Here is a 21,852-nt window from a genome sequence, read left to right as displayed (position 1 = left end):
GCACGCGGCGCCACCGACGTCCTGCCCCTGCTCCTGGGCGGTGAGCACGCCCGCGGTCACGGGCCGCCGGCGCGTCGGTGTCGCGAGGGCCACCGAGACGAGGGCGGTCAGCAGAGCGAGGAGAGCCACTGCCATCGCCAGGTTTCCCGCGGCTCTTTCGCCCCCGAGAAGGACCAACGGGCAGAGGAATTCGCCGAGGAAGAACGCCGCAGTCCACAACCCCATGCCGCGTCCACGGTCCGAGAATCCGAGGCTGGACATGCCCCGGGTCACCAACGCCGGCAACAGCAGACCCGTGCCGACGCAGTTCAGCACCGCTCAGGCGACCAGCAGGGGCAAGCCGTCGACCGTGGCGACGACCAGAAGACGCTTCCGGCCGAGCCTGTCGAGGAGGACCCCTGCGAAGGGTGCGAGCAAGGCGATCGACAGGGCTGGGACCGTGAGGACGAGGGGGATCAGGGCACCACTACCGGGCACACCCTCGAAGTGGTCCCGCATGCGGGGCAGAACCGGCGCGAGGAGGACCGCTCCGAGGACGGGCAGGCAACTGCCGGCCATCAACAGGACTACCGGGAGTCGCCCCGCGGTTCGTTGGTGCGGGGACCGGGTGGCGGCTGCGGACATGGCGGGGCTCCAGAGCGGGAAGAGCGGGATGGGGGAGCGCCCTGGTACGGCGATGCGCCGACGACCCGAGGCGAAGATGCCTCGACTATGCGTTGCGGCGGCCCGCCTTGCCCACCCTCCGTGTCATCGCGGTTCGCTATGACTCGGATCCGGCGGGCGAATGCCCGCAGATGGTGGAGCACAGGTGGCGGGCAGGGCGGCTCCGTTCCGTTCGTACGGGATTTCAGGGGCGGCGGTCACGGATCTCGCCGAGCCTCTCCAGGGTGTGTACGGCTGCGGCCTTGAGCCGGGGACGCTCCCTCACGAAGCGGCGGACGGCACGTGACGGTTCGCGACTGAGCCAGTGGAGAGCCGCACCGGGCCTGGGCCGTAGGAGGGCGCCTTCGTGCACCATGAGCTCTCGTGTCTTGAGGGAGTCCTTGTAGGCGGCGTCACCCCTGCCGAGGTCGAGCATCTCGATGCCGGCGGCAGCGGCGGCCTCGATCATGCGGAGATGGAGAACGAGGCCGGGGGAGAACGTGGCGAGGTTCCGGTCGTAAGCGGGGAACCAGCACGACAGGACGGTGCGCGAGCGCATTCCGAAGTGTGCGGCGACGGGCCTGTCACCTGCGTAGAGCACCGATAGCAGGCCCGAGCAGGCGGGCGTGGTGGTGTCGGCGAGGTCGCGCACCAGGTTGCTGATCCAGTCCTGGGCGAACCGGTCGCGTCGGCCTGTTCGGCGGTACTGGGCGGATTTCCATGCCATCAGCGTCCGCAAGGCCGCCGGGTCTCGTTCGTCGAACACGAACTTCAGCGGTCCGACCTGCCGTGCCAGGCGGCGGTCCTGTGCCCGCGTCGATTTGAGGAACGTGCGGGAGCGCGTGCGGAGCAGGTTCTCGTAGTGGACGTAGCCGCTGGTGAGGTCGATGACGGGCGAGGCGAACCGCCCGGTGGCGAAGGGGAGGAACAGGTCCTGGCCGCTTTCGAGGTGGTTGAACTCCCAGACGGTCAGGGAACTGGCGCGCAGCAGCTCGTGCGGATCCACGTGCAGGTCGGGGTGGAGGACGGCGCCTTGGCAGTCGGAGACGCCCAGGCCGATCGCGCGGCCGCGGCCCCACCGTGCGCGCTCGAAGGGGAAGAAGCCGGCGGGCTCGCCGTCCTGGCGTACGACCGCGACCCTCGCACCCGGCCGGACACGGCCGATCGCCTGGCAGAACTCCGGGCTCATGAAGGGATTGGCCACGGGCGCCGTCCTGGCCCGCAGCTCGCCCCACCGTTCCACGTCTGTGGGGCTCATGTCGGCGGGGTGAATCACGTCGATGCGTCGGGTGGTCATGTCGGCTCCTGCTGCTCGGACTACTCACGGGGCTACGACCGGTCTGCCTCTCCACGCGCAGCGGGTACCGGCCAGGCCGAGGACGACGGGGGCACGGGCACGGCCCCGGCGTCGTCGTCAGCGAGCCGGGAGGGTTTCCGCTCGGCAGACCCTGCTCGTTGGTGAAGCGGGGGAGCGATGCGTGGTCGCCTGTGGCCTCACGACTGCCGAAGCGTCGGCAGCCACGGGAGAGGACGCCGGGGCGGCCCCCGGCGCACCACCTCGTCGGCCAGGAGGACTTCGGGAGGGGATGCGCCCCTCGGGCTGCTTCGCGGATCTACGATCGGCCGTGGATCCTGCACGTCTCTCGGGGTGATCCGGGGGACGAACGGAGCGCGCAGGCGTACGGCCAAGGAGCCCAGCTTCTCCCGCACCGCGCTCACCAGCCGCGCGCAGGCGGTGTCGGCGGCGCGCAGTGCCCAGCCGACGGCGAGAGTCAGGGCGAGGTAGGGCACGCCCCACGGGCCGTTGCGGGAAGAGGCCGACGCAGACTCAGGAGCGCCCCTGAGATGAGCGAACCACCAGCAGGTGGCCGCCCGGGCGACGGTCATGGCGCTCAGGTCGGTGCTGAGCGAGCCCGGCCTTCCGGCTCCAGGCAGGGCCGCGGCGCACAGTCCAGCCCGCGTCACTCCTCTTGCGGACGCCGAAGCGAAGGGAAGAAGAAGACGCGAGGGGAACAGGAACGAGCAGGCCGTCATGACAGGACCCATACTCGGCGAGAGACCATGCACCGCGCCGTGGAATGAGACGGCTGGTGTACTCGAACTTTCGCTCTAGGCGGCGCCCTAAAGGGTTCCCCTGAGCCATGGCGGTCTCCGGGCCGGCGGCACAGCGCGGTAGCCGGTGGTCGCGGACCGGGCTGCCGTCCGCGTCCCCGCGCTGACCGAGTTAGGGAAGCCCGATGGTGGGGAACGCCGGGTCGAAGACCTGGAACGGGGCTAGTCGCCCGTCTGGGCCTCGAACGCCTTGCGGGAGAGCTCTTGGTGGAACGCGACGAAGCGGAGCGCCGGAGCTCCGGCCAGCGGACTGCCCGTACGCCGCTCCAGTTCGTCGGCGCGTTTGGCCAGTGAGGTGAGCGTGCGCCGGTACAGCGTCGTCACATGGTCCAGCCGGGCTTCGAAGAGGGCCAGGGCCGGTGCGGCGGGCAGGCCGCGGATGCCGTCCAGGCAGATGTTGAACTCACCGAACCGGACGTCCTTCCTCAGCCGCAGCAGAACTCCCTCCTCTGCCTGCGCCTTCCACAGCACGCCGGACAGGGTGAGGTCCGGCTCCCTGCCGGCGCGGGCGCGCAGCCGGGCGATCAGCAGCCGGCGATCGTGCCCGTCCTGTTCCAGCAGCCGGGTTCCGACGTCGTCGACGAGTCGTACGAGCAGCGCCGCGGCGGTGAAGAACCGTTCCAGGCTGCCGTCCCGCAGAGTTCGGGCGTAACGGGGGAGGGGGCGGACGACTTCGTTGATCAAGCCGGTGTAGTACGCGAGGGTCGAGATGACCATGATGCTGTCCGTGCCCGTGGCGATCAGGTCGGGCAGAGCTGCCGGCCGGTCCGTGACCAGCCGCTGGACCGCGTCGTAGCGCCCGGTGAGACCGGTGATGAACACCTCCCGGGTGGCCAGGTCGCGTACCGCGTCGGCCAGGGCGATCCCGGACTCGATGTTCGCCAGCAGGCTGGGCGCGATGGAGAACTCCAGTGCGCGGGCGTCCTCTTCGGGGTGGGCCTTCAGGTAGGCCTCGGCCAAGGACCGGTGCTCGGCCTCGTTGTTGCTGTGGACGGGGGCCGAGATCCGGCCCGCGGCGGTCTGCCAGTCGGGCAGGGCCTTCCTGGCCGGCAGGGGGTCCATCGTGCGCAGGCAGGTCACCGCGGCCGGATTGAACCTGCGCAGCAGGTCGCTCCCGGCGTCGTGTCCGGCGGAAGGTTCTCCCAGGCCGATGGCGAGGTTGCCGGACACGACCTCGTAGAGCTGATGGACGTTCATCAGCGTGCTGTGGCCGACGAGGACGTCGACCTCGTCGGGACGGAGCGGCAGGCCGGCGAGGAGCACGTCGGTCCTGCGCACCAGCTCCTCCAGCCCGATGAGCCGGCGCCACCGCGCTGCGTACTCCGGCTGGTCGAGCAGCCACAGAGAGGCTCGGCGCCAGGGGCCGGCGGGCATGAAACCGAGGCTTTCCCGGTAGGCCCTCACGGTCCCTGACAATCCGGGTCCGGACGTCATGGCATGGTTCCCCTTCGTCGGCAGCTTCGTCGGTCGCGCTGTGCCCTCACTGGAGTCGGGTGGGGATTGCGCGGCGGCTGCGACGCCAGATCTGCGATGAGGACGAGGTGGCCCCGGTCCGCCGGTCGCGGGACGGGTCCGGGCAGTGATCACCGCGCCGTGCGTATGACGGAAGGTAGCGGTGCAACCGCCCTGTGCGATATATGCATCTCGGCCACCCCGGACCGGCCGCGCGGCATCCGCCCGCCCGGACGGTCGAGGTCCGCCGTCGTTCCTGTGCAGAGTCTGCGGGCTTCCTTAAGGGACCTTGAAGAACGCCTCCGGGACACCGTTCTCGCTGGTCGTCAGCCTACGCTCGGGGACCCGTCCTCCCTTTTTCGCCGAGAGGTGCCACAGGCATGAGCCGCAGCCGAACCCCCGGAACGCCGACCCGAGTCGAGGCGCGACGGAAGAAGACGGTGCGTACCCGCATCGTGCTGTCCCTCACCGCGACGGCCGCGGTGGTGGCGGTCGGCGTCGCGGTGGCCGACTCCGACGAGGGCGCACGTGCGAGCGTGCAGAAGTCCGGGGCGGCGGGCTCACGCAGTGACGGGGCGACGGCAACTCCCGCTCCCGCGGCCCCCACGCTCTCCGCGGACGCGGCGTCCGCGACGGGCGCGATGCCGTCCGCGACGCCCGCCGCCGGGGCCACCGGATCCGCCGCCCCCACGACGTCGGCGGCGGAAAGCCGCCCGGCCCCCGCGGCGTCGACCCCGCCCGCCAAGCCCAAGCCCGCCCGTACGCCCGCCGCGACGACCGGCGGCGGTTCGGGTGGGTCGGGTGGTTCGGGTTCGGGTGGTTCGGGCGGCTCCTCCGGCGGGGCCGGCTCCTCCGGTGCTTCCGCCACGGAGTCCGCGGTCCTCTCCCTGGTCAACAAGGAGCGGGCCGCGGCCGGGTGCGGTGCGCTGACCTCCAACGCCAAGCTGAGCGCCGCGGCACGGGCGTACAGCGACACCATGGCCCGCAGCGGCGTCATGTCCCACACCGGACCCGACGGGTCCACCATGACCACCCGCGTGGAAGCCGCCGGATACGGCTGGTCCCGCCTGGGCGAGAACATAGCCCGCGGCCAGGCGGACGCCGTCGCGGTCATGAACGCGTGGATGAACAGCCCCGGCCACAAGGCCAACATCCTCAACTGCGACTTCCGGGAGATCGGCATAGGCTTCCACAAGGGCGACGGCGGCCCCTGGTGGACGCAGAACTTCGGAACACCGAGGTAGGAAATCCGACCTGCCCCGCTCCCCCGGGGTCCGGCGCACGTCCTCCGGCCCGCACGCGGGTCAGGAGGACGTCGGCGTTCCCGGCCCGTTCCCGGCCCGATCCCGGCCCGATCCCGGCCCGATCCGGGGCCGTTCCCGGCCCGATCCGGGGCCGTGCGGGGCCTTCTCGGCGCGGCCGGGTCGTACGGGGGAGGCGGTGACGGGCGGCCCGGCGGGTCGGCCACTATGGGGCCGTGCCCCGAATTCCGCGCTACCTGATCATATGGCTGTCGTGCACGGCCGCCAGCGTGACCGCCGTGCTCGCCACGGTCCAGTTCGTGGTCGGTTCGACCAGGCATACGCCTCCGGTCGCGCGGTCCGCCCCCGTGGTCATCGAGACGCCGCCCGCCTGGCAGGCGGCGCAGGGCCAGTCGCCGGCCCCTCAGTCCCCGAGCGCCACCCCCGACGCTTCGCCCTCCGTGACCGGGCGGCCGTCACCCCCGGCTTCGACGCCCGCCCCCGTGAAGGCCCCGACGGGAACGCCCCGCACGACGGCATCCAAACCGCCCGTCGACTGCGGCGGGGGCGGGCCGGGCCTCTACACCGTCCCCTCGGAGGGCGGCAAGGTCACCGTGCGCTACGGCAGCCGCGGCGTGTGCCTGATCTCCGCGGTACCGGGCCGCGGCTACAAGGCCGGTACGTCGCAGACCGCGGACGACACCCTGATCGTCACGTTCACCAGCGCGGACCACCGCTCGGTCGTCACGGCTACGGTCACTCCGTCGGCGAGGGCCAGCGTGCGCGAGACGTCCCTCTGACCGACTGATCCGTTTTCCGGTTTTCACCCCCCTTGTGCGAACTCGTCGTCCGAGCTCCGGTGAAGCGGAAGGTGAGCTGTTCCTTAGGGGAACCTCAAGATCGCGCCCACCCGGTTCCAGCGGCCCACGGCGGTCCTATGCTCGCGTCAGCCGAGCGGCCTCCGGTGCCCGGGCACGACCGCCTCGGCGACCCGTCGGGCCGTCGCGCCCTCGGCTTCACCGATCCGGAAGGCGCTTCGCCCTTCCCGTATTCCGAACCGTGCCCTGGGGTGTCTTCGCCATGACTTCTCGCATGCTCCGAACCGTCCGTGCCGCCCGTCGCACGCCGCGCCTTCGCTCCGCCGCCACGCTGAGCGTGCGGCTGCCCCTGGTGGCCGCGGCCGTGGTCGCCGTCGGGCTGACCGCGGCGTGCGGTCCGTCCGCCCAGTCCACCGGCGCCGCCGCGCCGGCCACGGCCGGACAGCCCTCGCAAACCCTCCCCGCCGGGACGGAGTCGGTGTCCGCGACGGCGTCCGCCGATGCGTCCCCGACCGCGTCCGCCACGCCTTCGGCGTCGGCGTCCGCGCCGGCCGGTGCCCAGCCGGCCCCCTCGCGCGCCCAGTCGGCCAAGCCCGCCCCCAAGCCGTCCCGCACCTCCGCGACGCCCGCCCCGGCGGCCCGCATACCCGGCCCCGGCTACGACGGTTCGGCCGACGCGAAGAAGCTGATCGACGCGGCGCTGCGCGCGGCCAAGGCCGATGGGCGGATGGTGCTGCTCGACTTCGGTGCCAACTGGTGCGGCAACTGCAAGGCGGCCGACAAGGTGTTCGCCCAGCCGCAGACGGCCTCGATCCTCGGAGCCTCGTACCACCTGGTCAAGGTGGACATCGGCGGCGACAGCTCCGCCAACTCCGCGCTCCTGCGCACGTACAGCCCCTCGGGCGGCACGTACAAGATGCCCGTCCTGGTCGTCGTCTCCCCGTCCGGCACGGTGCGCACGGACACCCACGTCACCGGCAATCCCGCCCTGACCCCGGACGGCATCAACTCCTTCCTCCGCCAGTGGGCGCCGTGAGACGACCGGGACCGCTCGTCGGCGCAGTCCTTCGTACGCGCGCAACAGGGCCGGCCACGGCCCCTGCCTCCCTCCCTCACCCTGACGAAAGCACGGCCGATGAACGTCTCCCCGTACGCGCACCCCTCCCGCGCCGTCCGCCTCGCGGCCGCCCTGCTCTCCCTGGCCGCGCTCACTGCATGCGGCGAGCAGCCCGCCGGGGCCGCCTCCGCGCCCATGACGAGCTTCACCGAGAACGGGGTCACCGTCACGCTCTCGGTGTCGGACTGGCATCCGCCGAGGGCCACCCTGACCGCGGTCTTCACCCCCGAGCAGAAGGGGTTCCACCTGTACAGCACCGAGCTGCCGGCCGACGGGATCGAGGGCGTGGGCCGGCCGACCTCGATGGACGTCGCCGGCGTCCTGCGGGCGGACGGGAAGCTGACGGCCGCGGCGGACGTACGGACGATCAGCGTGCCCGGCGTCGACGCCCCGGTCCCCGTCTACCCGGACGGACCCGTCACCACCACACTGCCCGTCCGCCTGGACGGCAACGGGGACGCGACCGTACTGCTCGGGTACGCGAGCTGCAGCTCGGAGGAGGGCTGCACCATCCCGGTCTCCGACCGGCCCCTCCACCTGCGCGTCACCGACGAGGGCCCGGCCTTCGGCGACCGGTAGGAACGAGCGTTCACCTAAGGTGTGCCCATGCCGAGCGTCCTGGTCGTCGAAGACGACCCCAGCATCCGCCAGTCACTGATCGAAGTCCTGGTGGAGCACGGCTATGCCGTACGCAGCGCCGCCGACGGGTTCGGCGCCTTGCGCGAGGTCACCCAGTCGCCCGTCGACGCGGTGGTCCTCGACCTCGGGTTGCCCGATCTGGACGGAGGAGACGCCCTGCGCATGATCCGGGGCATATCCTCCGTTCCCGTGCTGGTGGCCACCGCCCGAGACGACGAAGCGGAGATCATCCGGCTCCTCAACGCGGGCGCCGACGACTACCTGGTCAAACCCTTCTCCGGGGGCCAGCTCGTCGCGCGCCTCTCCGCCGTCCTGCGGCGCACCAGCCACCTGCCGCCCGCCCATGCCGCGCACGGCGTCCGGGGTGCGGGGCCGGCGGCGGCCGAACCGCTGCGCCCCACCACCGTCGGCGAGCTGGCGGTGGACCCAGGGGCGCGCACCGCGTACCTGGCCGGCCGCGAACTCCGGCTCACCCGCCGCGAGTTCGACCTCCTGGCCTTCCTCGCCCACCACACCGGCCAGGTCGTCTCCAAGCGGCTGCTGCTGACCGAGGTCTGGCGCGAGCCGTACGTGGACGACCAGACCGTCGACGTGCACCTGTCGTCGCTGCGCCGCAAGCTCGGCGAACGCGCGGCGGCGCCGCGCTACCTGCTGACCGTCCGCGGCGTCGGCATCAAGCTGGTGGCACCGCGGTGAGACGCTCCCTGGCCGGCGTGGCGCTCGCCGTCACGTCCATGGTCGCCCTCTCCTTCCTCATACCGCTCGCCGCCCTGGTGATGTCGCTCGTCAAGGAGCAGAGCGTCACCGCCGCCGAGCAGCGGGCCGCCGCCCTGGCCCCCGTACTGACGCTGACCACCGATCCGTCCGCCCTGCGGGAATCCGCCGCCAGTCTGGACGCGTCCGAGTACCTGGTCGTCCACCTGCCGGACGCCCCCGCCCTCGGCGCGTCCCGAGCCCCCAAGGCGCTGCTCGAACGGGCCCAGCAGGGACGCGAGTCCATATCCGAGGGGGTTCCCGGCGGCTGGATCTGCCTGCAGCCGGTGGTCCTGCCCGGCGACCAGGTCGCCGTCATCGAGAACTTCGTCCCCCAACAGGAGCTGACCCGCGGGGTCACGGCCTCCTGGACGGTCATGCTCCTCCTCGCCGTCGGGCTGGTCGGCGGTTCCGTACTGGTCGCGGACCGCCTCGGCGCGAAGGTCGTCAGATCCTCCAAGAAGCTCGCCCACGCCTCCCAGGCCCTGGGCCAGGGCAATCTGGACGCCCGCGTGGACCCCATGGGGCCGAGGGAGCTGCGCGAGGCGGGCATCGCCTTCAACACCATGGCCCACCGGATGACCGAACTGCTCGCCGTCGAGCGCGAACTGGTCGCGGACCTGTCCCACCGGCTGCGCACCCCGCTGACGGCCCTGCACCTGGCTACGGAACGCATGGCCGGCTCACCGGAGTCGGCCAGGGTCGAGGCCGCCGTGTGCGCACTGGAAGCGGAACTCCGGGCCATCATCACCGCGGCCCGCACCCCGCTCGCCGTGGGCCCGATGGGGCAGGGCATGCGCGGCCCGGAAGCGGGCACGGCGCACCACGCCACGCGTCCGGGACCGGCCGGACCCCGCTGCGAGGCCGCCGACGTCGTACGCCGCCGGACCGCCTTCTGGGCGGTCCTGGCGGAGCAGCAGGACCGCCCCTGCTCCCTCGACCTCACCCAGGAGCCCGCGGCGGTCGGCCTTTCCGAGGACGACGTCGCCGCCGTGGTGGACGCGCTCATCGGCAACGTGTTCCGGCACACCCCGCCCGGTACCCCGTTCGCCGTGCGCGTCGCCCGTACCGCCCAGGCCGTGGAACTGGTCGTGGAGGACGCCGGTCCGGGCATCCCCGAACCGGACCAGGCCCTCTCCCGCGGAAGCAGCACGGGCTCCTCGGGGCTCGGCCTCGACATCGCCCGCAGGGCCGGGTCCGTCACCGGCGGCTCGGTGCGCATCGCCCGCGGCCCCCGCGGCGGAGCCCGGATCACCGTGGTCTTCGGCCTGGCCGCACCCCTGCCGTCCGGGCGCGGGCCGCGCGCCTCGCGGCGGCGTACGGGATGGCCGCGGGCCTACCGAGCCCGGTGAAGGCCCGCCCCGGGCCGCCGCGCCGTCAGAGCGCCGGGGAGGCCCCGGGGTTGAACGCCGGCGCGATCTCGGGGAAGACGGGGCGATCCCGGGGGCCGGCGCGATCGCCCCGCCAGATCGTGATCGTCGAGCCTCCTGGACTACACCCAGGTCAAGCACGTCATGCTGTGAACGGGGCCGCCAGGGACGGGTAGTCCAGGACCAGACCGTCGTCGTCGAAGCCGACGTCCGCGCGGAAGCCGCCGGACTCGTAGCGGACGAGCGCGCCGTCTCCGGCGCGCGCGAGAGGCGTGTAGGTCTGCCGGTTCGCGCCGACGGCGAGGTCCGGGACGGAGACCCAGGCCATGAGGAAGTGGTGCGGTCCGGTTCCGGGCCGCCGGTGCAGGCCGTGGCGGAGCACGGGCATGGTGTTGGTCAGCGGGCAGAGGCCCAGGTCGCAGTCGAGCGCGCCGTCGAGATCGGGGCGGTACGCGCCGTCAGCGGTCCAGCGTCCGCGGTCGGCCCGCAGGTCCAGCTCACGGATCGACGCCGCCGTCTCGACGGTCACGTGGAGGCGCGAGGTCACGTAGCCGTCGGAGGTTTCGAGCGTGTACGCCAGCCAGTACGGCTCGGGGTCCAGGCCGACGGAGCGCCCGCGCGCGGTCAAGGCGCCCTGGGCGAGGTCGACCCACGCGGTCGAGTAGCCCGAGCCGGGGAAGACCTCCCAGGTGCGCACGAGGCGCCGGGATCCGCTCATGCCGTCACCGTACCGGCAGCTCAAGCCCCGTCGGCGGAGGCGGGGTCGTCCAGGGCGAGGAGCGTCAGCGGTACGTTGCCGCGTACTGCCTGCGCGTAGGGGCAGACCGCGTCCGCCCGGTGCAGCAACGGCTGGAGGTCCGCCGCCCGCCGGCCGGGCAGGCTGACGGTGAGGGACACCGCCAGGCCGTAGCCCGCCGGCGTGTCCGTGGTGCCGAGCTGTACTTCGCACGCCACGCGCGCGGCGGACGTCCAGACGCCCGTCGTCCGTGCGGACGGATCCGGTACGGCCCTCCAGCAACGGCGGCTGCCGTCCGGGGCGTCACCGGCGGTGCCCCTCCTCACCCCTGGCCCGCGGCCACCGCCCCGACGCCGGGCACCTTCTACGAGTGCACGGCTCGTGTTCACACGGGGGGCAGGGCCTGTTCGGACCAGACGGTCTTGCCTCCCGCGGTGTAGCGGCTGCCCCAGCGGTGCGAGAGCTGCGCGACGATGTACAGCCCGCGACCGCCTTCCTCGTGGCTCCTCGCACGCCGCATCCTCGGCTGCGTGTTGCTGGAGTCCGACACCTCGCACGTCAGGGCGTCCGCCCGGATCAGCCGGAGCCGGACCGGGCCGCCGGCGTGCCGAATGGAGTTGGTGACCAGCTCGCTGACGATGAGCTCCGTGCTGAAGGCGAGCTCGTCGAGGTCCCAGGCGGTCAGCTGGTCCAGGACGAGATGGCGCGCGTCGCCGACGACCGCCGGGTCGGCGTCGAGCAGCCATGTCGCGATGGCGCCCTCGTCCACCACCCGGGTACGGGCCAGCAGGAGGGTGACGTCGTCCCTCAGCCGGCCCGGCGGCAACCCCTCCACGATGTCGTGCCGGGCCTGCCGCAGCGGCCGGCCGAGTACGTCCGCGCGCAGCAGGCGGTCCGCCAGGTCGCGCATCCCCTGGTCGATGTCCCCCACTCCGCGTTCGATCAGGCCGTCGGTGTACAGGGCGAGGACGCTCCCCGGCGGCAGATCGCGTTCGACCGGCTCGAAGGGCCAGCCCCCGACCCCCAGGGGCGGGCCCGGGCTCAGCTCGACGTACTCCACGGTTCCGTCCGGGTCGACCACGGCCGGAGGCGGGTGTCCGGCGCTCGCCATGACGCACCTTCGGGTCACCGGGTCGTAGACGGCGTACAGGCAGGTGGCACCAGCCGGCCCGCTGCGCAGCGGCGTGCCCGCGTCGCCGTCATCCGAGTCGTCGCTCTCCGCCTCGGCGGCCACCTGCAGGACCATGTCGTCGACGTGCGCCAGCAGTTCCTCGGGTTCCAGTTCCAGGTCCGCCATCGCGCGCACGGCGCTGCGCAGACGTCCCATCATGGCCGTGGCGTGCAGCCCGTGACCGGCGACGTCCCCGACCACCAGGGCGACCCGGGCGGACGACAGGGGGATGACGTCGAACCAGTCGCCGCCCACTCCGCTGTCCGCGTCGGCGGGCAGGTAGAGGCCGGCGGCTTCCAGTGCGGGCGTCTCGGAGGTGGCCGGCGGCAGAAGGCTGCGCTGCAGGCCCACGGCGATGCGGCGTTCCTTGGTGTACCGCCGCGCGTTCTCCACGGCGACGGCCGCACGGGCGGCGATCTCCTCCAGGAGCGCCAGGTCGTCCTCGTCCAGCGGGCGAGTGTCCCCGGTGCGCCAGAGCGTGATCCTTCCGAACCCGACGCCCCGTGCGCACAGCGGCGCCGTCATCGCCGAATGCGCCCCGGGGACGGCGGCCGCCCACTCCGGGACAGGGTCGCTCCCGGGCCCAGAGGGCCGGGTTCCGAGGCCGGTGACCAGCTCTCCCCGGCACTCCCGTGCCGCGGACGCGGCCGGGTCGGTCACGGCCGGGTCGCTACCGCCCGGGTCGCTACCGCCCGGGTCGGTCCCGGCCGCGGCGAGAGGAGCGGTGAAGTGGGCCGTACCCGTCCGCAGCACGTCCGCTTCCGCTCCGGCGACGGCCATCCGGATCAGGGGCGCCGTGGGACGCCCGCCGGCGGCGGCCGGCTCACCGCCGGTCAGAATGGTCTCCGCGAGATCCACCGCGGCAGCATCGCCGAACGCGGGCGCCAGGATTTCGACCAGGTCCTCGACGGTGCGCAGGACGGACAGCGAACCGCCCAGCGCGCCGGTCGCGCGGTAGAGCAGGTCCAGGCGCCCACGCGCCCGCTCGTGGTCGGTGACGTCGGTGAACACCGCCGCCACACCCATCGGATGTCCGTCGGGTTCCTGCAGCCGGAACGCCTGGATGGTCATGACCCGGCCGCCCCTCGGGTCGTCCAGGGTGCGCGCGGTCGTGTTGAAGCCGATCAGGGGGTTCCCGCTGTGCAGGACCTCCCGCAGCCGGTCGTCGATGACCCGCGCGTCCTCGGCCCGAAGGAAATCCGCGAGGCGCCGGCCGTTCAGGTCGACGGGCACGCCGGTGTACGGCAGCAGGTGCGTGTTCGTCCGAAGCAGGCTCAGGTCCGCATCGAAGACGGCCAGGCCCACCCGGCCCTGCAGGAACAGTTCGTGCGTGAAGGCGTGGTCCTGCCGCCACCGGGCGACCAGCTCCAGGGGGGAGCCGAGCACGAGGCAGCGGGCCGGGGTCCCCGGCACGCCGTCGTTGAGCGGGATGACACGGAAGCCGACCTCCAGCTCGCGCCCCGAGCCGTGCCGCACCGTGGCCCGGCCTTCCCACCCCTCCCGTGTTCCCCGCGCGCCCTGGGCCAGAACCGCCTCCCAGCTGCCCGCGTCCGCCAGCAGCTCCCGTGCCGGCCGGCCGCACACGTCGGCGGACCGGCGCTCCAGGAGGGCTTCGGCGGCCGGTGTCCAGGCGACGATCGTCCCGGCCCCGTCCAGCAGCGCCGCGGCCGTGTTCGTGACAGCGAAGGGATAGTCCTGGTTGCCCTCAGTGGCGCGCATGCGTGCCCATTTCGTCCGCCGGTCCCGCTGCTCATGCTGGTCGATGTCGGGAAGGAGGGCCAGAGGCGTTACGCCATCCGGTACGGGTGGTGGCGGCAGCGAGATGAAGGACCCGGCGAGCCGGCCCCCGATGATGTCGGATATCCGGACGAACCCCGAGCGGACACCCGGTGCCTCCTTGCCATGGCAGGGAGGGGGCGCCACCAGCGAGGATGCCGTCCATGGCCACCGACCAGAACCTCACCTCGCTCCGTCCCGCGCACTCCGCGCCCGTCGTCTTCGGCGCGGGAGCCGCGATCGGAGTGCTGGGCGGGATGATCGGCCTGGGCGGCGCGGAGTTCCGCCTGCCCCTGCTGATCGGACTGTTCGGGTTCGCCGCCCTTTCGGCCGTCATCCTGAACAAGGCGTTGAGCCTGGTCGTGGTCCTGGTCGCGTTGCCCGCCCGGCTCGCGGTGGTGCCGGCCGCCGACGTCGCGGCACGCTGGCCCGTCGCGGCCAATCTGCTGGCCGGCAGCCTCCTGGGCGCCTGGGCCGGGGCCGGCTGGGCGGTCCGCATGCGTTCGGCCACCCTCTACAAGGTGCTGGCCGCGCTGATGGTCGTCATGGCCGCCGCCCTGGTCCTCACCCACACCACCACCCTCGACACGCTCGCGCTGCCGGTCTGGGCCCGGATCCCCGCAGGGGTCGCGGCCGGGTTCGGCATCGGGGTGGTCGCCGCGATCATGGGCGTAGCCGGCGGCGAACTGCTGATCCCGACGATCGTGTTGCTGTTCGGCGAGGACGTCAAGACCGCCGGAAGCCTCTCCCTGCTGGTCTCCCTGCCGACCATGCTCGTCGCCTTCGCCCGCTACAGCCGTGACGGCAGCTTCGCCGTCCTCGGCGCCAACATCCGCTTCACCGCGGTCATGGCAGCGGGCTCGATGACCGGCGCGGTGCTGGGCGGACTACTGCTGGGAGTGTTTCCGGACCTCGTCCTCGTCCCCCTGCTGGCCGTGATCCTGCTCGCCTCCGCGGTCAAGCTCGCCCGACACGACTGACACGACCGACGCCGCCGAGCGCGACCCGCCTCGACCGGCGCAGAGAAGCGGTGCCCGACCGGACGCGGCTCCGTCGGCCGACGGCTCGACGAACACGGCCAGATAGCGGAACTCGCCGCCCGCCCCGCCTTGTTCGGAGTACGGCTCCCAGGCCGGCCGATAAGTTCCGTCCAGCGTGCACGTGTTCTTCGGGAACGTGCCGTTCGCCCAAAGCCGGGTTCCGGCGAGCTCGCCCCCCGCATGGATCCTGAACTCGTGATCACGCGTGGGCCGGTGGCCGGGAGCCGGCGGTGTCCACAGAGCCGGGTCATTGGTCAGCATGAGGGCGAGACCGTTCTGCTCGGTCTCCCGGCAGAAGCGCTCCAGTCGGGCTATGTCCCGGACGAAGTGGAGGCGGGCGAGGTCCGTGGCCGCGTGCGCCTTCAGGTCGTAGGCCTCGGCCGGGACACCGGCCACGCCCTTCCAGCGGCGGGTGAAGTACTTGAACTCGACGCAGGTGCGCGCCTTCGGACCGATGCAGAGCAGGTCCAGGTGCTCGGTCCTCTCCGATCGCCGCAGCGGGACCTCGAGCCTGGACTCCACCTCCGGCGCCAGCTCCCACAGGACCCGCGCGAAACCGTGCTGGAGGTCGGCCTCGGAGTGGAAGACCGGTCTGCGGTGCCGTAGCCGACCCATGACCTCGGCGAGCGACGCCCGTCCGGCGATGGTCCGTGGGCTGCCCAGAGGTTTCGTGGTCACGACGGCATTCAAGTGGCTTGCCGGCCACCGCTCAACCAGGGGCGCCCGCCCCGGGGGGTGAGTCCGGGGCGGGCGCCTTCCGGGTTCCGCTCTCCGCTTCGGATCGCTGCGGGAGGGAGCCGGGGTTCTGATCGACCTGTCGGACCGGTGCGGGCTGGTCTCAGAGGAGGGACACCCGGTACTTGGCGAGGGCCTCGGGCACCGGCTGGTAGAACGTCGTGCCGCCGACCGAGCAGTTTCCGCTGCCGCCGGACGTGATGCCGAGTGCCTTCGTGCCGTCGTACAGTGCGCCGCCCGAGTCGCCCGGCTCCGCACACACGTTGGTCTGGATCATGCCGCGCACCGTGCCGCCGCCGCTGTAGTGGACGGTGGCGTTCAGGGCGGTGACCGTTCCGCTCCTCGTGCCGGTGGTGGAGCCGCTCCGCTTGACCGGTTCGCCCACGTAGGCGTTGGCGGCGGTGAAGCCGCCGGGGTGGCTGAGCGAGGCGTTGTCGTAGCGGACCAGCGCGTAGTCGTTGCCCGGGAAGCTGGACCCGACGGTGGGTCCGATCAGCGTGCTCTGGGCGGAGCTGGTGTACCAGGTCTTGACCACGTTGCCGCAGTGGCCGGCGGTCAGGAAGGAGTACGTGCTGCCACTGACGACGTTGAACGCCGCCGAACAGCGGTAGCCGCCGCCGTAGATGGCATCGCCCGGACCCAGGAGACGCGTGAACTTCCCGGGGGTGCGCTCGATCCGCAGCGCCCCCGCGTCGGCCCCCGCCGCCTTTCTGATCTTCGCGAGGCCGGCGGCGGACACGGTGCTGTCGGCCGTCACGACGACCCGGCCGTCCGCCTGGTCCACGTACCATGCGGTGCCGCCGACATCGGCGCTCAGGACGGCCTGGTCGACCTTGGCCAGTTGTGTCGCACCGAAGGACTGGGGGGTCGCCGCCTGGGCGGTGGGCAGGGTGAGGGCGGCGGCCGTCAGCAGGCCGGTGGCCACGGCGGTGAAGGCGGCCCGCCGTGCGGTGCGGGTGGGGGAACTGGTGCGCGTGATCCTCACTGATCTCCTCCTCGGAGCGTCGGGGCCCATGGGGTGGGGGCCCTGTGAGGCGCATTCAGGGGTTGGCGTGTCCCTGACAGGCGCTGCCAGTGAAGTATGTGGAGGCGCGCCGCCGCGCACAAGACTGCGTCCGCGGGTCATCCGGTGCGGCCTGTCCCCGGTGCGCGCGTGGCCGAGAAAAGCCGATGGTGCCTGAGGGGTTCTCAGTGCAATTTCACATTGCTATGTTACGCGTCACTGCCCTATCCACCCCTGTCGACCCGTCAGGAGACCCCGTTGCGCGCTCCGAGATCCGTGCGTACGTCCCTGCTCACCGCCGCGATAGCCGCGACGCTCGCACTGTCCGCGCTCCCCACCGCCCAGGCCGCCGCCGTGCCGGCAGCCGAGGGATCCGCACCCGCTGCCGCGGCGAAGGCGGGACCCGCGCCGGCCAAGTCCGGCCGTGACAAGCACGACCGCGTGGAGCGGGCCGCCACCGCCGCGAAGGCCACCCAGGCCGCGGGCGGGGGCGCCTGCCATTCGCCGAAGTGCAAGGCGGAGCTGGAGGCCCGGCTCTTCCCGTACACGTACACCTACGACAAGGGCGCGATGAAGGTCCGCACCGCGCTCGACCGGGCCACGGTCGACCAGCTCTACTACGCGAGCAAGCAGGTCAAGGCGCAGTACCACCGCGTACTCGGCACCGATCAGCCGCTCGCGGGCGACACCAACAGCACCCTCACCATCGTGCTCTACGCCTCGCGCGCCGACTACGTCGCGTACCAGCCGGTGCTCACCGGTCTGACCACCGACAACGGCGGCATGTACATCGAGTCCACGGCGACCTTCTACACGTACCAGCGGCGCGTTCCCCAGGACTCCTCCCTGACCCTGGAGGAGCTGTTCCGGCACGAGTACGCCCACTACCTCAACGGCCGCTTCGCCGTCCCGGGAACCTTCGGTTCCGGAGCCTGGTACAGCGGCGACCGGACCACGGCGATGGACGAGGGGACCGCGGAGTTCTTCGACGGCGCCACCCGCGACGACGGGATCGCGGTGCGCAAGTCCCTGGTCCAGGGGGTCATCGACGACACGGCGGCCGGCGGCCCGCGGATGACCGTGGACCAACTCCTGCACGCGACCTACGCTGGGGACGGCTTCCGGTTCTACGACTACGCCGGCACCTTCTATGAGTACCTGTGGCGGGACAAGCCCTCCGAACTCCAGGCCATGTACCGGTTCCTGCGGTCCAATGACGTCACCGGATTCGACGCCTGGCGGAACCGCCTCGGCGCCGACGCGGCCGTCCAGAGCGGGTACGACGCCTTCCTCGACGAGCAGATCGCCAAGGTCGGCGACCTGTACGTGCCGAACACGGCGTTCCAGCCCACCGCGACCCTCACCCACGACACCGCGGCCCAGGTGCAGTCGGCGTTCACGGCGTCGAGCGGGACCACGCCGCAGTGCGCGGACACGGGCGCCGCAGGCACCAACCGGCGGTTCGTGTGCACGGGCCAGTTGACGGCCACGCTGAGCGGCGCGACCAATCCGGACCTGGTCTTCAAGGACATGTCCGCTGCCGCCGACAGCCGGCTGATCGAGCGCGCCCTCGGCAGCGGCACCAATTTCCAGGACATGAACTGCTGGTTCGGCCCGGCCGCGATCGCCGGAAGCGCCGGCACTTCGCCCTACACCTGCGAGGGTCCGCTGCGGGGCTGACGGAGGGCCGTCGCGCCCGGCGCGAGGACGTCAGCGGCGGACCAGAAGTCCACGCTCCAGGGCCACGGCCACCGCGTGGGTCCGGTCGCTGACGTCCGGCTCGGCGAAGACCCGTGGCAGGCGGGTCGTGAGCGTGGCCTCGGCGATGACCAGCCGACGGCCCATACCCATGTTGGACGGCCCGTCCGCGACCGCGTCGAGCGCACGTCCGCCTCGCGGGCCGTCAACGGCACGACGACGGGTTAGTCGACGTCGTCGCGCGTGGTGCCCATCTTCAGTCCGTCGACCCAGTTGACCGACTCGACGCCGGTGATGGTCGAGCCGTACGTCCCCCAGCGCGGCACGTTGCCCTTGAGGTCCCAGGTGCGTACGTCGTGCCGGTCGGCCACCAGTTGGCCGTTGACGTAGAGGGCGAAGGAACCGCTGCTGGACGAACGGGCGTCGATGCCCAGCTCGATCTTGTTCCAGGCGCCCGGAGTCCAGGGGGCGCTTCCCGCGGCGATCCATTCCTCGCCCGGGGCGACGTACCAGATCTTCAGCCGGCCGTCCTCCACCTTCATCAGCACGGGGTAGTTCTGGTCCTGCTCCGCGTCCGTGCCCCACGACTTCCACTGGAAGACCGTCTGCGCGTCCCCCGTCTTGGTCATCGACTCCCAGCCGAACCAGTACGTTCTGCCGTCCGTGAGGGTCCGGCCGGCGATGCCCAGTCCCTCGCAGCGTTCCGAGCCCACCGCTTTGGTGAACGCGAAGATCCTGCCGCGGCCGTCGTTCCAGTCGGGCTGGTAGACGTACGAGGGGTCGTCGCACATGACCGTGGCGAAGACGGCGGTCCCTCCGTTGTCCGCGTCGCCGTCCCACTCGGCCGCCGCCTGGGCGGGCGACGTCGTCGCGAAGGTGAGCGCGGCGGCCAGGGCGGTGGGGGCGAGGAGTCGGACGTTGCTTCGTTGCATGAAGCCCTCCTGGGGGAGTGGGAGCGAGGGACTGGGTGAGTGGGTGTGTGTGGGGGCCTGCGGGCGGGTTGGCAACGTTGTCAACTCCCGGGGTGGCGGCGGGGCCCGCCGCCACCAGCGGGCCGCGCCGCCCCGGGGTTCAGCCGAGTCGGACCGTGACGCTCTGCGGCGCTCCGGCCCGGGCCGTGAGGTCGCCGAACGCGAGGGTCAGCGCGTCGCCGGTGGTGGCGCCGGTGACGGTGGACGGCTTGGAGAGGATCGTGGCGACGCGGTGGTTCCACCGGACCTCCAGCGAGGTCGCCTGCCGCGCGGGGTCCGAGACCACGACGGTCGCGGTTCCGTTGCGGTTCTGCCGGATCAGGACGGAGGCGGGGGCGTTCGCGGTGATCCCGTCAACGGTTCCCGGTGCCCAGAAGTTGACGGCCGTGAAGCCGAGCTTGGCGACGCGAATGCCCTGCTGGTCGGCGGTGTTGGCGAGGATCTTCAGCCAGCCCCGGTCATGGGAGCGCTGCTCGGTGGTCCGGGCACTGGCGCCCGGCAGCAGGACGTAGGCGTACTCGGCGTCCGTGGGATCGGTGCCGTGGTCGGTGAACAGGGTCAGGTAGCGGCGGGTGACCGGGTCGGCGGACCCGCCGGTGTTGATGTCCTTCCAGGCGCCGGTGCGTTCCTCGCGTACGGCGCCGACCCTGGCCCCGGCGGGGAAGACGTAGCCGGCCTGGCCCTCGATGTGGGCCCACGCGGCGTTCTCGAAGGCGGCCGTCCAGCCCTGCGCGGCCGGCTGCTGCCCGCCGTCGACGGTCAGGGCCGGGGCGCCGGTGGTTCCGAGGTGGCGGTTGTCGATGGTGGTCTCGACGGGGAACCCGTCGGTGGAGCCGATGCCGGCGCCGAGGCAGACGATGGAGTCGTCCAGCCAGAACCAGGACTTCTTGGCGCTCATCGTGCTGGCCAGACCCTTGAGGTGCTGGCCCGTGGCGCCGAATTCGCCGTCGGTGGTGCCGCCGACCCAGGCCGCGTCCGGACGGGGGGCGCCCCAGTTGCCGCCCTGCCCGTCGTCGAGGGGCTTGCGGGAGGCCGTGATGCCGGGGAGCCGGTACGGGTCGACGGTCGGCCAGTACGCGTCGGAGTACTGCTCCAGGCCGAAGTCGCTGCCCCACCAGGACAGCCAGCCGGCGCCCGTGTGATAGCCGCGGGCGTGCTCGCCGTTGCCGAACTCGTAGTGCGCGACGCGCTTCGACGCCATGCTGACCGAGGCCGCCCAGCCACGGCGCCGGTGGGTGACCCGGTCCATGTTGTGGAACAGCCGGTGCCCGACGGGCTCGGGAGCCGGCGCGACCGAGGTGTCGTCCTGCAGGCCCTGCAGCAAGGAGCCGCGGACCAGGCTCAGCCCGGGGTTCTTGAGGGCGGGGTAGTAGTAGTCGCGCCGGAGCCACCCCTTGACCATGGCGCGCCACCGTGCGTTCTCCTCCGGGGAGGCGCCCTGGCCGAGGAGGACGAGGGTGGCGAGGAGGCCGTGGGCGCGCAGGTGGTCGTTGCCGCCTTGACGGCTGATGCCCCGGGAGGAGACGTTGTCCATCATCACGCCGTTGTAGATGAACGGTGCGACGGCCGTTTTCACGGTGTCGAGGAAGAGCTGGGTGTGGGGATCGTTCAGTTGCCAGGTGGATCCGCGCAGCAGCGCGAGGATCCGGCCCACGCCGTCGTGCAGCACCGAGCCGTAGCCGCCCATGTACGGGACGGAGGTGTGCTGGATGAAGGAGCCGTCGGCGTAGAAGCCGTCGCCGGTGGTGACGTACGGGAAGACGGGCGTCAGGGCCCGGGCGGCCAGGGCGATCTTGTCGGGGTCCTCGCCGACGACCCCGCGCAGGATGATGCCGCGGCACAGGTCGACCCGGTTCGCGCCGGTGCTGGTTCCGGTGTACGCGGCCACGGCCGAATCGGGCAGGAAGCGGTCCACGGCCGTGCAGAACCGGGCCTTCTGGTCCTCCGTCAGGTGCTCGTGGATCAGCACGCAGGTGTCCATGAGGGCCTGCGGGCAGCCGATCTGCCAGTTCCACCAGTTGCCGTACGGGACGGTGGCCGGGTTGTACACCTCGTCATGGACGTGTTCGAGGCCGGTGATGATCGCTTCGAGCAGGGCGGTGTCGCCCGTGAGCCCGGTCCCGGGCTGGCAGAAGGCCTGGGCCATGACGTTCAGCCTGGTGTAGCTGTCGTTCACGCGGGCCGAGAAGGAGTACGACTCCGCGTCGAGGTCCGGATCCGGGTCGGTCCAGATCACCCCGGGCCACAGGGAGCCGGCGGCGGGGGTCATCGTGGAGAGGTAGCCGCGGGCCGTCGTGCCGAGGTTGGCGAGCAGTGTCCTGAAGGGTTCGGCCGTCGGACTGAATCCGGTGCCCAGGATCAGGTCCCGCCATTTCGCGCGCAGTCCGGTGAACTCCGCGGCGGCCGTGGCCGTTTCGGCCGCCGCGGCCGGGAGGGACGTCCATCCCGTGAGCCCCAGGGAGAGTGCGCCGCCCCCCGCTGCGTGCAGGAAGGTACGACGGGGCCAGGCGGAAGAAGTCATGGAGGAACCCATCTGGTGCGGCGGAATCCGGTGCGGAGGATTCCGGTGCGGCGGTTG

18 protein-coding genes and 1 pseudogene are annotated in these 21,852 nt (G+C 72.2%); 8 read left to right on the top strand and 11 right to left on the bottom strand.

The genetic code is table 11. The features are described 5' to 3' along the window. Window positions 1–318: 318 nt before the first annotated feature. The 3 genes from AC6CKD_RS07555 to AC6CKD_RS07545 all read right to left on the bottom strand — a co-directional run bounded on the left by AC6CKD_RS07555 (window position 319) and on the right by AC6CKD_RS07545 (window position 4,128). Window positions 319–558 carry an MFS transporter gene (locus AC6CKD_RS07555; protein WP_498325993.1) on the bottom strand — a complete coding sequence of 80 codons (240 nt, stop codon included), beginning with the start codon at window positions 556–558 and terminating at the stop codon, window positions 319–321. A 289-nt stretch (window positions 559–847) separates the two neighbouring features. Then, window positions 848–1,939 carry a GNAT family N-acetyltransferase gene (locus AC6CKD_RS07550; RefSeq protein ID WP_498325991.1) on the bottom strand — a complete coding sequence of 364 codons (1,092 nt, stop codon included), beginning with the start codon at window positions 1,937–1,939 and terminating at the stop codon, window positions 848–850. A 977-nt stretch (window positions 1,940–2,916) separates the two neighbouring features. Next, complete coding sequence (locus AC6CKD_RS07545; protein WP_498325989.1) at window positions 2,917–4,128, bottom strand: hypothetical protein; 1,212 nt, start codon at window positions 4,126–4,128, stop codon at window positions 2,917–2,919. A gap of 458 nt (window positions 4,129–4,586) precedes the next feature. On the opposite strand from AC6CKD_RS07545, the gene AC6CKD_RS07540 reads away from it, so the two are divergent. From AC6CKD_RS07540 to AC6CKD_RS07515, 6 genes are all read left to right on the top strand, one after another. Continuing rightward, on the top strand, window positions 4,587–5,450 hold the full coding sequence (locus AC6CKD_RS07540; protein ID WP_498325987.1) for a CAP domain-containing protein: 864 nt from the start codon (window positions 4,587–4,589) through the stop codon (window positions 5,448–5,450). Window positions 5,451–5,683: 233 nt separating this feature from the next. Continuing rightward, entirely contained in the window at window positions 5,684–6,247 is a 564-nt protein-coding gene (locus tag AC6CKD_RS07535) for a hypothetical protein (RefSeq protein ID WP_498325986.1), read from the top strand. Between the two features lie 292 nt (window positions 6,248–6,539). Further along, window positions 6,540–7,301: a thioredoxin family protein gene (locus AC6CKD_RS07530; protein ID WP_498325984.1), complete on the top strand. Its 762-nt coding sequence runs from the start codon at window positions 6,540–6,542 to the stop codon at window positions 7,299–7,301. 99 nt (window positions 7,302–7,400) lie between these two features. After that, entirely contained in the window at window positions 7,401–7,961 is a 561-nt protein-coding gene (locus tag AC6CKD_RS07525) for a hypothetical protein (RefSeq protein WP_498325983.1), read from the top strand. Between the two features lie 27 nt (window positions 7,962–7,988). After that, window positions 7,989–8,717 (top strand): response regulator transcription factor, encoded by a 729-nt coding sequence (locus AC6CKD_RS07520; RefSeq protein ID WP_498325982.1) that lies wholly within the window; start codon window positions 7,989–7,991, stop codon window positions 8,715–8,717. Then, complete coding sequence (locus tag AC6CKD_RS07515) at window positions 8,714–10,126, top strand: HAMP domain-containing sensor histidine kinase (protein ID WP_498325981.1); 1,413 nt, start codon at window positions 8,714–8,716, stop codon at window positions 10,124–10,126. Before AC6CKD_RS07520 ends, AC6CKD_RS07515 begins: the two co-directional genes overlap by 4 nt. 160 nt (window positions 10,127–10,286) lie before the next feature. Here the strand turns inward: AC6CKD_RS07515 and AC6CKD_RS07510 are convergent, their stop codons facing one another. The 3 genes from AC6CKD_RS07510 to AC6CKD_RS07500 all read right to left on the bottom strand — a co-directional run bounded on the left by AC6CKD_RS07510 (window position 10,287) and on the right by AC6CKD_RS07500 (window position 13,770). After that, a complete protein-coding gene (locus AC6CKD_RS07510; protein WP_498325980.1) occupies window positions 10,287–10,862 on the bottom strand; it encodes a putative glycolipid-binding domain-containing protein in 576 nt (191 codons plus the stop codon). Window positions 10,863–10,882: 20 nt separating this feature from the next. Next, window positions 10,883–11,098 carry an OsmC family protein gene (locus AC6CKD_RS07505; protein ID WP_498325978.1) on the bottom strand — a complete coding sequence of 72 codons (216 nt, stop codon included), beginning with the start codon at window positions 11,096–11,098 and terminating at the stop codon, window positions 10,883–10,885. 167 nt (window positions 11,099–11,265) lie between these two features. Then, a complete protein-coding gene (locus AC6CKD_RS07500; RefSeq protein WP_498325977.1) occupies window positions 11,266–13,770 on the bottom strand; it encodes an ATP-binding SpoIIE family protein phosphatase in 2,505 nt (834 codons plus the stop codon). Between the two features lie 221 nt (window positions 13,771–13,991). Here AC6CKD_RS07500 and AC6CKD_RS07495 point away from each other — a divergent pair, with 221 nt between their 5' ends. Further along, window positions 13,992–14,807 carry a sulfite exporter TauE/SafE family protein gene (locus AC6CKD_RS07495; protein ID WP_498325976.1) on the top strand — a complete coding sequence of 272 codons (816 nt, stop codon included), beginning with the start codon at window positions 13,992–13,994 and terminating at the stop codon, window positions 14,805–14,807. On the opposite strand, the gene AC6CKD_RS07490 is transcribed toward AC6CKD_RS07495, so the two are convergent. Continuing rightward, on the bottom strand, window positions 14,715–15,545 hold the full coding sequence (locus AC6CKD_RS07490; protein WP_498325975.1) for a hypothetical protein: 831 nt from the start codon (window positions 15,543–15,545) through the stop codon (window positions 14,715–14,717). The genes AC6CKD_RS07495 and AC6CKD_RS07490 overlap by 93 nt on opposite strands. Before the next feature lie 160 nt (window positions 15,546–15,705). After that, a complete protein-coding gene (locus tag AC6CKD_RS07485) occupies window positions 15,706–16,587 on the bottom strand; it encodes a S1 family peptidase (RefSeq protein WP_498325974.1) in 882 nt (293 codons plus the stop codon). A 528-nt stretch (window positions 16,588–17,115) separates the two neighbouring features. Here AC6CKD_RS07485 and AC6CKD_RS07480 point away from each other — a divergent pair. Then, window positions 17,116–18,285, top strand: a pseudogene (locus AC6CKD_RS07480) (collagenase); the annotation flags it as partial. A gap of 30 nt (window positions 18,286–18,315) precedes the next feature. Here AC6CKD_RS07480 and AC6CKD_RS07475 read toward each other — a convergent pair. From AC6CKD_RS07475 to AC6CKD_RS07465, 3 genes are all read right to left on the bottom strand, one after another. Next, the gene (locus AC6CKD_RS07475) at window positions 18,316–18,456 is read right to left on the bottom strand and encodes a hypothetical protein (protein WP_498325973.1); all 141 of its coding nucleotides are present in this window, start codon (window positions 18,454–18,456) and stop codon (window positions 18,316–18,318) included. Window positions 18,457–18,527: 71 nt separating this feature from the next. Then, on the bottom strand, window positions 18,528–19,235 hold the full coding sequence (locus AC6CKD_RS07470; protein WP_498325972.1) for a heparin lyase I family protein: 708 nt from the start codon (window positions 19,233–19,235) through the stop codon (window positions 18,528–18,530). 139 nt (window positions 19,236–19,374) lie between these two features. Then, window positions 19,375–21,795, bottom strand: a complete 2,421-nt coding sequence (locus AC6CKD_RS07465; protein ID WP_498325971.1) for a polysaccharide lyase 8 family protein — start codon at window positions 21,793–21,795, stop codon at window positions 19,375–19,377. Between the last annotated feature and the right edge of the window lie 57 nt (window positions 21,796–21,852).

The organism is Streptomyces sp. GQ60 (assembly GCF_059758875.1).
Note: the sequence above shows the minus strand (reverse complement) of the source record. Positions and strands in the feature narration are given on the sequence as shown.